Raw genomic sequence first — 10,403 nt, forward strand, 5'->3', positions numbered from 1 at the left:
ATCGCCAGCCCCTCCTCCCGCACCAGATGCAGCGCTACCTGCAGCTGGTGCGGGAGGAGGGGCTGGCGATCCAGCGGCCGATCCTCGGCCACCTGATCGGCTATTTCCACACCGAGATCGGGCCGCTGAACCATGTCGTCCACATGTGGGGCTATGCCGACCTGAACGACCGGACCGAGCGGCGCCGGCGCCTTGCCGCCGACCCCGCTTGGCAGGCCTTCCTGGTGAAGCTGACCGAGACCCTCGACACCACCGAGAACCGCATCCTGGTGCCGACGGATTTCTCGCCGCTGCGCTGAGGGTTGCTCCTGTTCGTAGGAGCCGCCGGCCGCGGGTTCCACCGCAACGCCGGAAGACGAGGGCGCCGGATCCCGGCCCCAATGATCCTGGGCAGAAGGCCCGTCGGCGCAACGGCGGGTCGCAGACAGACAGGGTGAGGACAGTGACGGACAGGATCCGCATCGAGCACCTGTACAAGGTCTTCTCCGACGCGCCCCAGCCGGCGCTGCAGCGCCTGGCCGCCGGCGCCAGCAAGGAGCAGGTGCTGGCCGAGACCGGGCTGGTGGTCGGGCTGAACGACGTCTCGCTCTCGGTCCCGGCCGGGGCGATCTACATGATCATGGGCCTCTCCGGCTCCGGTAAATCCACGCTGGCGCGCTGCATCAACCGGCTGATCGAGCCGACCGCCGGCCGCATCCTGCTCGACGGCGACGACGTCGTGGCCGCCGATGACGGAAGGCTGCGCGAGGTGCGGCGCACCCGGGTGTCGATGGTGTTCCAGCACTTCGCCCTGCTGCCGCACCGCACGGTGCTGGAGAATGTCGAGTTCGGCCTGAAGCTGCGCGGCATCGCCGCCCGGCCGCGCCGCCAGAAGGCGGAGGAGATCCTGGCCGTGGTCGGGCTGGCGCGCTGGGGCCACCATCTGCCGGGCGCGCTCAGCGGCGGCATGCGCCAGCGGGTCGGCCTGGCCCGGGCCCTGGCGACGGACGCCGACGTTCTGATTATGGACGAGGCGTTCAGCGCCCTCGACCCGCTGATCCGCACCGAGATGCAGGACGAGCTGCTGCGGCTGCAGCGCACGCTGCACAAGACCATCCTGTTCATCACCCATGACTTCCAGGAGGCGCTGAAGCTCGGCACCCGCATCGCCATCATGGCCGATGGCGCCGTGGTGCGGGAGGGCACGCCGCAGGAGATCGTGACCGATCCGGGCAGCGACTATGTCGCCGCCTTCACCCGCGAGGTCGACCGGTCGCGGCTGTTCGATGCCCGCTCGGTGATGGTCGAGGCGCGGCCCATCGTGGCCCGTGCCGACGGTACGGTCGAGCTGGCCGGCGCCTCCGGCCCCGGCAGATCCTTCGTGGTCGACGACACCGGCCGGCTGCTCGGCAGCATCGCCGCCGCCGACCTGCCGCGGCTGCAGCAGGGCATCGCCCTGCGCAGCCTGGCCTCGGTGGATTGCGCCACGGTGCCCGGCCATGCCCGGCTGGCCGATATCGCCGGCGCCTGCAGCGGCGGCCAGCCGGTGGCCGTGATCGACGAGGACGGCCGGCTGCTCGGCCGCGTCGAACCCGGCCGGATCCTCGCCCGCATCGCGGCCCCGGTCGCCGATGCCCCCGCCCAGCCCTGACGGAGCCGACGATCCATGTTCAGCGCCGACGACCTCTATGTCCTGCCCGTCGACAAGTGGATCCAGGCCGGCGTCCAGTGGATGTCGCAGAACCTGCGGCCCTTCTTCCAGCTGGTGAAATGGCCGGTCGAGCATCTGCTCGGCCTGATCGAGCACACGCTGCAGGGCATCCCGTTCCCGGTCTTCGTCATCCTGGCCGGGCTGATCGCCTGGCGGCTGTCGACCCGCGGCATCGGCCTGTTCACCGTGATCTCGCTCGTGGTGATCGCCTTCACCGGGGTGTGGGCCGAAGCGATCACGACCTTGGCGCTGATCACCACGGCGATCGTGCTGTGCGTCTGCATCAGCATCCCGATCGGCATCCTCTGCGCCCGCAGCGACACGGCCTGGGGCGTGGTCCGGCCGGTGCTCGACGTGATGCAGACGACGCCGACCTTCGTCTATCTGGTGCCGATCGTGATGATGTTCGGCGTCGGCACGGTGCCGGGCGAGGTGGCGGTGATCATGGCGGCGGCGCCGCCGCTGATCCGCTTCACCAATCTCGGCATCCGCATGGTCGATCGCGAGATGGTCGAGGCTGGGCTCGCTTTCGGCGCCACCGGCCGGCAACTGCTGTGGGAGGTGCAACTGCCGCTGGCCATGCCGACTATCCTCGGCGGCCTGAACCAGACCGTGCTGACCGCCATGGTGATGTCGGTGGTGGTCGCCATGATCGGCGCGGAAGGCCTGGGCCTGGTGGTGCTGCAGGGCCTCGGCCGGCTGGATGTCGGCCGCGCCGCGGTCGGCGGCCTCGCCATCGTGCTGCTGGCCATGACGCTGGACCGCATCACCCAGTCGGTCGCCAAGCCCAAGGGCAGCAAGGGATCGCCGCTGCGCGCCGCGCTGCTGCGGCTGGTCGGCCGCCAGGGCGTAGCCCAGCCGGTCGGCGGGCGGGCGGCGCGCCCGACCTGACTTCGTTCCAACCAAGCAACAAGCGAACTCGGAGGCACATCATGGTTTCCAGACCGGGCCCGCGCGCCCTGATATCCGCCGTCGCCTTGGCCGCGATGCTGGCGGCATTGCCGGCCGCGGCGGACGACCTGCCGGGCGCGGGCAAGACCGTCCGCATCGCCCAGGACGACAGCCTCGGCGGTAACTATGTGCAGGACCAGATCCTGCTCTCGGCGTTGGAGAAGCTGGGCTACGACGTCCAGCTCAGCACCATGAACGGCACGCTGTTCTTTCAGGCCGCGTCGCAGGGCGATGTCGACATGGGGCCGGACGTCACCCTGCCGCAGCGCGAGCCCGGCTACCGCAAGGTGGAGCAGCAGCTGGCGGTGGTGGGCGAGGGCGGCATCATCGGTGGCGGCATCAACGGCTACCTGATCGATAAGAAGACCGCCGACGCCAACGCTATCACCCGCATCGACCAGCTGAAGGATCCGAAGATCGCGGCCCTGTTCGGCGCCGACGGCAAGGCCCAGCTGATCGGCTGCGACCCGGGCTGGAGCTGCGGCGACGTGATCGAGCACCAGGTCAAGGCCTTCGGCCTGTCCGACACCGTCCATGTCGTGCGCGGCAAGTATGAGGCGCTGATGGGCGAGACCGTGGCCCGGGTGCAGCGCGGCGAGCCGGCGCTGTACTACACCTGGAGCCCGTCCTGGGTGAATGACGCGCTGGTGCCGGGCAAGGATGTGGTCTGGCTGCCGACGCCCTTCGAATCCCTGCCCGACGGCATGCCGCCGATCAAGACGGCGCTGGTGCCCCGCGTGGTCGGCTGCGCCGGCGGCCAGGACCCCTGCCGCATGGCGCTGGGCGAATGGAACTACCGCACGGTGATCAACCGCGACTTCCTGGCCCAGAACCCGGCGGTGAAGAAGCTGATCGAGATCGCCCGCTGGCCGCGCGAGACCTGGGTGTCCTGGGAGGGATCGCTGAACAGGGTCGGAAGCAGCAACCGCGACATCCGCAAGCTGGCCGATGACTGGATCGCCGCGAACCAGGCGGAGTTCGACGGGTGGATCGCGCAGGCCAAGGCGGCCCAGTAGCGCATCCGGTGCAATGCATGCCAATACCCTCGAGCGGGTCTGTGCCGAGCTTGTCGCGCGCCATCGGAAATGGCGCTCCGGTGTCGCGCAGGCTGCTTCGATCAATGACATCCACTGCTGAGTCGTCGGTCGAGCCGATGGCTACAAGCGGCCCCGCCGCCGATCTTCCACGAGCTTCAGAAGCGGAGGCTGCTTAAGCTGGTATTCCGGCTGGACCCGATCCCAGAGGCTTCCCTTGCCGAGTGCCCGGCCCAGCTCATCCTCCCGCCGGAGCCAGTCCTCGACGCTCCTGATGCGGTTGGGATGGATCTCGTCCAGAAGCGCATAGTCCCGTCGGACAGTCTCGTGCTTCCAGATGGTCCAGAAGCCGCTGAAATTGTCTCGGAAGCTCATGGTGCTCTTGTCGGCGGGATCCGCATTGTATCCGGCCGGCAGGTCCGCCGAAGCCCGCAACGGGGCGTCCCAATAGGCGTCGAGCTCCGTGTCGATGTAGCGGGCCGGGTGTCCCGTCACTCTCTCGAACGCCGCCGCGAGGTCGTGATAGCCGATCTGCGCGATGGCGACCTCGAGGTTCAGGCCGTTCGCCCGGTCGGGATTGTCGAACAGCCAGCGGGCGTAATACCCGCAATCCCCGAGCGCGACATGCGGCACGGCGCCATCGCCGAGCGGCACCCGCCAGGTGACGACGCCATCCTCGACGGAGGGCGACATCGGCGTCATGGCCGAGATCGCCATCTCCATATAGGGGCCGGTGGTGAAGACCGCCGCGCCCATCCGGTCGCGGTTGGCCTCGTTCTGGAACAGGATCCACTCGCCGATCCGGCCCTTGCCGTCGTAATGGCCTGCGCGGAACCTGGAATCGTACCCGGCCTTCTTCAGCGCGTAGTCCAGGTTCCCGTAGACGAAGAACCGGATCCCTTCCTCGATCGCGATCTCGTAGCTGCGGATCGCCCAGTACATCTCGGTCTTCTCGCCGGTGTTGAAGCCGTCGATGTTGATGTAGGCGCCGTCGCAGCCGCGGAAGCCCTGCCGCAGCGTCGCCTCATCGGCGAAGGTGCCCTCGACGATCTCGACATTGCCCAGCTCCAGCAGCGCCTTCGCCCGGCGTGAGGCGGCATCGCGGCTGAGGGCGCGGACGGAGTATCTCCCGTCCGCCACCAGCGCGCCGATCACCGGGAGGCCCTGGGCGCCGGTGCCGCCAACGACGAAGATCCGGGAGGTGGCGTGGGATGTCATGCGTGTCCCCGTGTATGTGATGAACAGGGCCGTACAGCCCCGGGCCGGTTCAGTTGCCGCGGAAGACCGGCGGCCGGCCCTCGGCCTGGGCGGTCACGCCTTCGATGAAATCCTTCGTGCGATAGAGCGCGCCATACTGCGCGCCGAGTGCGGCGAAAGCCTGGGCTTCGCCGGCATCGATCGCCAGATGGGCCGAAGCCAGGGTCGTCTGCACGCCGAGGGGGGCGCAGGCCGCCACCCTGGCCGCGATCGCCGCCGCGCGATCGAGGGCGGCCTGAGGCGTCTCCGCGATCTCCTGAAGCAGGCCCATGCGCAAGGCGTCCGCCGCCGTCCAGTGGTCGCCGGTCAGCATGTACCGCATCGCGTTGCCCCAGCCCACCTCGCGGACGAAGCGGATGGTCGAGCCGCCGCCGGGGAAGCGGCCATGCGAGGTCTCGTCCTGGCCGAACTCCGTATCGGCCGCCGCGATCCGGATATCCGCCGACAGGAACAGCTCATGGGCCATGTTCCAGGTGTCGCCGTGGACGGCGGCGACCAGGGGCTTCGTGCGCTTGGCCTGGCCATAGTTCAGCGGGTTGACGACACGGGTCATGCCGGCCAGGGGGCTGCCGGCGGCGGCCGCCGCCCGGAAGGCCTGGACATCGATGCCGCGGGAGAAATGGTTCCCGTGGCCGAACAGAACCGCGGCCCGCAGCGAGGGATCGTGGTCATAGTCGTAGATGGCCCTGGCCAACGCCTGGAATGTTTCGGGGTCGACCCGGTTCTGGACCTCCGGCCGGTTGAGGCCGAACAGCGCCACCTGTCCCCGACGTTCGATGGTCAGCTTCGTGTCCGGTCCAAGCGGCACCTCGGCCAGCGTCGCGGGCGGGGCCGCCGGCCCGGCTAAGGCCTGCTGCCCGGGCTGGGCCTGCCGTGCCGGCTCTGCCCCGAATGCGGATGTCGTCGCCGCGATCCCGGGCACCACCGCGGCGATGGTCACCGTCGCCTTGAACAGGTCGCGGCGCGCAATGATGGGGTCTGTTTCCATTTGGCTGGACTCTGATGTGGGGGGAGGCTCTCGGACCTGGAATGGTTCTCGGTCACCCGTCACGCGGGGACGGCCGCCGGAGAGCGCGAGCGCCGGAGCAGCTGGCGCACCGAGAGCGCGTGCAGGGCGAGAGAGGTGGGAACGGTGAAGGCCGGGATGATGGCGGTGGGATAGGCCCCGGTCAGAAGATTGGGATGATCGAAGGCGATGCCTTGGAGCGGTCCCGGCGAAGTCAGCGCGCCCAGCGTCACCGCGAGGACGAGATCCGCCGCGCCGAACAGGTTCCAGAGCAGGGCTGCCCGGGCGCTGCCCGGCCGGCCACCTGCCAGGACTATGGCCGTCGGCAGGGCCATCAGGCCCGTGATCACGTCGCCCGTTCCGGCCGGCACGGCGAAGACGCCCGGCGTGGTGCCGGCCAGCCAGTTGACCAGGAAGACCCCGCCGATGACGCGGTAGGCCTGTAGGCCGATCAGCCAGGCCGCCGGCATCGCGTCGAGCAGCGTGCCGATCCGGTCCGAACGCCAGAGCAGGGCGATGACGATGGCCGTCGGCACGACGATCATCAACGGCAGCAGCGGGATCGATGTCGCGCCGGGCAGGAGCAGGCCGTCGGCGACGATCGCCCAGGCCGCGCCGTGCCAGACGGTCAGCGGAACCGCGATCGCCAGCCAGGTCGACCGGCGCTGCACCGCCGTCAGGGACGTTCGCGACAGGCCTGCCCATGCCCCGCCGAGCACCACGAGATGCACGGCGATGCGCGCGACGATCACGGACACGCCTGTGCGCTGAAGCTCCGGCACCGCGACGAGCGCGGCGAGCCAGAGGCTCGTCGCGGCCGCCATGCCGGCGAAGGCGAGAAGGGGGCTGACGGAGGTGGGGGTGGTGTTCGGCGCCAAGGCGGGACCTCTTGCTGGGCGGGATCGATGAATCCGTTGCGACGATCAGCGCCGGACGCCGCATGCCGCGGCTGCTCCGGCGGCACCACTTTCCCCGAGGGCGCCAATAACTCTTATTATAAGAGTTAGTGGCGTGCAAGCGATTTGTCTACGCCGTCCGGGGCGGCGAGCGACGGTCTTCGATCCGACCGGCTCGCCCAGGGCTTCCCGGACAGACCGTTGTTGCCGGTGAACATTCCTCTTATAATCAGAGCTTGGTCCATGCTATCCGGCGGGCCGAGGGGAAGGACGATGCGCTCGAAGGGTTTCGACGGGATGGTCTGCTCGATCGCCGGCGTCATGGCGGCGATCGGTGATCGCTGGGGCCTGGTGATCCTGCGGGACCTCGTCTGCGGCCTCAGCCGATACGAGGATTTCCGCCAATCATCCGGGGTGACCAATGCGACGCTCAGCGATCGGCTGAAGCACCTGGAAGCGAACGGTCTCATCGAACGGCGGCGCTACCAGACGAATCCGGAGAGATTCGAATACCTCCTGACCGGGAAAGGCTGGCAGATCGCGCCCATCATGCCGGTGCTGGCTCAGATCGGGGATCGCCTGGGCCTGTCGGGGGCTGCCGCGCCGCCGATGATCTTCCTGAATCGCAGGACGGGCGCGGAGGTGCGCTGGGGCTTCATCGATCAGGAGACCGGGGAGCAGGTGAATCCGGGAGATCTCGAAATAGCGGAAGGGCCCGGCGCGGACGACCTCGTTCGCTGGCGGCTGACCCATACGAAGGCACGCCACAGGTCTCGGGCTGACGGCCCTGCTGACGCATGACGGTCGAGAACGGCGACGCTGACGAATAGAGCTTGTCGCCGGTGCAGAGTCCGGCTTGTGGCGCACCGCGGCCGCACCGATCGCAGGTTTGCTCCCGCTGCTTATGAGCCGATGCGCAGGACGATCTTGCCAGAGGGATGCGGCCGGGCGCCGTCCAGCATCTCATGCGCGGTCCGAGCCTCGGCCAGCGGCAGGACCGTACCAATCCGGGTGACCAACTCCCCGGCGTCGACCATGGCGGCGATCCGCTCGAGATCCGCGGTGTTCACCTGCACCAGGAAGAAGCCTGCCTTCACGCCGCGGCGCGCCGCTTCCGCCTGATCCGGCTGCGACACCGCCGAGACCAGAACGCCGCCGCGCTTGAGCACGGCGAAGGAGCCGGCCTGCGTTTCGCCGCCGACGAGGTCGACCACGGCGTCGACCGGCCCGACCCGGTCCTCAAGGCGCTCATTGCGGTCCACCGCCTCGTCGGCGCCCAGGCTGCGGACATAATCGAGGTCGCCAGCGCTGGCGGTGGCGATCACCCGGGCCCCGGCGCGGTGGGCGATCTGCACCGCATAGGCACCGACATTGCCGGCGCCGCCGAGGACGAGCACGGTGTGGCCTCGGCCGATCCGGGCCTGTCCGAACAGCGCCTGCCAGGCGGTGACCGCCACCACCGGCAGGGAGGCGGCGTCGACATGGCCGATCCGGGCAGGCTTGCGGGCAATCATGCCGGCCGTGGCGATGGCGTATTCGGCATAAGCGTCCGTGAAGCGGGCGTTGGTCACGCCGAACACCTCGTCGCCCGGGGCAAAGCCGGTGACGCCGGGGCCGACCGTCGCGACGGTGCCGGAGAGGTCCGAGCCGAGGGTCAGCGGCAAAGGCTGCGGCAAGACGCTCCTGCCGGCGCGGATCCAAGCGTCCCAGGGGCCGACCCCGGCCGCGGCGACGCGGACCAGCACTTGGCCTTCGCCCGGCTCGGGCCGCTCGACGTTCTCGAGGACGATCGCCTCCGGCGGGCCGAACCGATGGACCCGCGCAGCCTTGATGGTGCGGGGCAGCGATGTGGGGGAAGCGATGGATGTCATCGGATGATCCTTGGCGGTACGCGGCGATGCTCACGGGATCGCCGCCTAGGGAGATGGGTCAGTTGACGGGGGTGGTCAGGGCCTTGTCGTCGGAATCGACGACGAACACGGCCAGCAGCCTTGCGGGCTCGGTGGCGCTCGCATTCCGGCTGACGGAATGGCGGGATCCGGGCGCCTCGTAGAAGCTCTCTCCGGCGTGGTAGACCCGCTTGGGTCCGTCGTTCACCTGCGATTCGATCGCGCCCGAGACGACATAGGCGTAGATGAACGCCGATTTCGCATGGGTGTGTGGAGACGAAGCCGCGCCCGGCGGATAGTCGACGAGGACGGCGATCAGTGACTTGCCCGGAATGTTGGGGATTGCATGCTCAAAATTCGGCGTGACGGTCTCGCCCGGGCCGTGGGCCGCGGCCGGTGTCGCGATGGCGATGCAGGCGGCGGCGATGACAGACTTGATGATCATGGCGGTCGTTTCTCCTTCGACCGCCTAATTGACCGTTCGATGGTTCAAAGATAAGCACCAGGAACCGACAAAAGTCGTGTACCACGGGACATGACCAAGCTCCTCCCGCTGGACCTCGACCGCTCCGCCAAGACGCCGCTGGCCGAGCAGATCCGCAAGGGCATCAGCGTCGCGATCGAGAATGGCGCGCTGGCGCCCGGGGCGCGCCTGCCCTCCTGGATCGACCTCGCGGCGCAGCTCGGCGTGGCGCGGGGCACGGTGCGGTCGGCCTATGAGAAGCTGTCCGCCGCCCAGCTGATCGTCGCTTCCCGCGCCGCCGGAACCCATGTGGCGGAGCGGCCGCCCCTTGCTGTCCGCCAGGACGCGCCGCCCGACCCCGGGTCGTTCATGGAGATGTACCGGGAGCTCACCGCCGGACCGGCGGTCTTCCAGATGGGCGTGCCGGCCCAGTCGACCTTTCCCTCCAAGCTCTTCGCCCGGATCCGCGCCCATGCCGTCCGCGCGGAGTCGGGCGCCCCGGCCATGTATCCCGATCCGCGGGGAGAGCTGGAGCTGCGCCGGGAAATCGCCGCCTACCTCGCCATTGCCCGCGGGGTCGAGTGCTCGCCCTCCCAGATCATTGTCACCGGCGGCTTCGGCGGCGGCCTCGGTCTGGCGCTCCGCGTGCTTGGCGTCGAAGGACGGAAGGCCTGGATGGAGGATCCCGGCTTCTTCTTCACCCGGCGGGGCCTGGAGCTCGCACGGTTGTCGCTCGTGCCGGTCCCGGTCGATGACGACGGCATCGATGTCGACCACGGCCTGCAGCACGCCCCGGACGCGGCGGTCGCGGTCGTGACCCCGGGCCAGCAGGCGCCGCTCGGGCCGACACTGTCGCTGGCCAGGCGCCTGCGCCTCCTCGACTGGGCCGCCCGGGCGGACGCCTGGGTGATCGAGGATGATTATCTGAGCGAGCTGCAGTTGAAGGGGCGGGCCACGCCGGCGCTCGCCTCGCTCGACCGCGCCGGGCGGGTCATCCATATCGGCTCCTTCAGCAAGACCCTCAGCCCGACGCTGCGTCTGGGCTTTCTCGTCGCCCCGCCGGCGCTGGCGTCCCGGTTTGCCGAGGCCGCCGCCTGCCTCGCCCCGGCGCCGGGGCCGTCGCTGCAGCTCGCGACCGCGGCGTTCATGCGGGAAGGGCACTACATGCGCCATCTCCGTCGCACCAAACTTCGTAGCCTTTGCCGGAGAGCCAGCGC

Annotated in this window: 11 protein-coding genes; 6 read left to right on the plus strand and 5 right to left on the minus strand. The window is 69.3% G+C overall.

Going from position 1 to position 10,403, the window contains the following annotated elements; genetic code table 11:
* The 4 genes from ABDW35_RS23460 to proX all read left to right on the plus strand — a co-directional run.
* Window positions 1-299: NIPSNAP family protein (locus tag ABDW35_RS23460; protein ID WP_343716284.1), on the plus strand; the 299-nt coding region annotated here is incomplete at its 5' end.
* 143 nt (window positions 300-442) lie between these two features.
* Window positions 443-1,630 (plus strand): glycine betaine/L-proline ABC transporter ATP-binding protein, encoded by a 1,188-nt coding sequence (locus tag ABDW35_RS23465; RefSeq protein WP_343716285.1) that lies wholly within the window; start codon window positions 443-445, stop codon window positions 1,628-1,630.
* 15 nt (window positions 1,631-1,645) lie between these two features.
* Window positions 1,646-2,581, plus strand: coding sequence for a proline/glycine betaine ABC transporter permease (locus ABDW35_RS23470; RefSeq protein WP_343716286.1), 936 nt, complete (start codon window positions 1,646-1,648; stop codon window positions 2,579-2,581).
* 41 nt (window positions 2,582-2,622) lie between these two features.
* Window positions 2,623-3,657 carry a glycine betaine/L-proline ABC transporter substrate-binding protein ProX gene (gene proX / locus ABDW35_RS23475; protein ID WP_343716287.1) on the plus strand — a complete coding sequence of 345 codons (1,035 nt, stop codon included), beginning with the start codon at window positions 2,623-2,625 and terminating at the stop codon, window positions 3,655-3,657.
* A 141-nt stretch (window positions 3,658-3,798) separates the two neighbouring features.
* Here the strand turns inward: proX and ABDW35_RS23480 are convergent, their stop codons facing one another.
* The 3 genes from ABDW35_RS23480 to ABDW35_RS23490 are packed head-to-tail and all read right to left on the minus strand — an operon-like array spanning window position 3,799 to window position 6,816.
* Window positions 3,799-4,893 (minus strand): NmrA family NAD(P)-binding protein, encoded by a 1,095-nt coding sequence (locus ABDW35_RS23480; protein WP_343716288.1) that lies wholly within the window; start codon window positions 4,891-4,893, stop codon window positions 3,799-3,801.
* 49 nt (window positions 4,894-4,942) lie between these two features.
* Window positions 4,943-5,920: a crotonase/enoyl-CoA hydratase family protein gene (locus tag ABDW35_RS23485; RefSeq protein ID WP_343716289.1), complete on the minus strand. Its 978-nt coding sequence runs from the start codon at window positions 5,918-5,920 to the stop codon at window positions 4,943-4,945.
* Window positions 5,921-5,979: 59 nt separating this feature from the next.
* Window positions 5,980-6,816, minus strand: a complete 837-nt coding sequence (locus ABDW35_RS23490) for a hypothetical protein (protein WP_343716290.1) — start codon at window positions 6,814-6,816, stop codon at window positions 5,980-5,982.
* A 291-nt stretch (window positions 6,817-7,107) separates the two neighbouring features.
* Between ABDW35_RS23490 and ABDW35_RS23495 the strand changes: the two genes are divergently transcribed.
* A complete protein-coding gene (locus ABDW35_RS23495) occupies window positions 7,108-7,635 on the plus strand; it encodes a helix-turn-helix domain-containing protein (protein WP_343716291.1) in 528 nt (175 codons plus the stop codon).
* 101 nt (window positions 7,636-7,736) lie between these two features.
* Here ABDW35_RS23495 and ABDW35_RS23500 read toward each other — a convergent pair whose 3' ends face one another.
* The gene (locus tag ABDW35_RS23500; RefSeq protein ID WP_343716292.1) at window positions 7,737-8,705 is read right to left on the minus strand and encodes an NADP-dependent oxidoreductase; all 969 of its coding nucleotides are present in this window, start codon (window positions 8,703-8,705) and stop codon (window positions 7,737-7,739) included.
* Between the two features lie 58 nt (window positions 8,706-8,763).
* Window positions 8,764-9,168 (minus strand): cupin domain-containing protein, encoded by a 405-nt coding sequence (locus tag ABDW35_RS23505; protein ID WP_343716293.1) that lies wholly within the window; start codon window positions 9,166-9,168, stop codon window positions 8,764-8,766.
* 90 nt (window positions 9,169-9,258) lie between these two features.
* On the opposite strand from ABDW35_RS23505, the gene ABDW35_RS23510 reads away from it, so the two are divergent.
* Window positions 9,259-10,403, plus strand: a 1,145-nt coding sequence (locus ABDW35_RS23510; RefSeq protein WP_343716294.1) for a PLP-dependent aminotransferase family protein, incomplete at its 3' end; no start/stop codon positions are given.

The organism is Inquilinus sp. (assembly GCF_039594555.1).
GTDB lineage: Bacteria > Pseudomonadota > Alphaproteobacteria > DSM-16000 > Inquilinaceae > Inquilinus.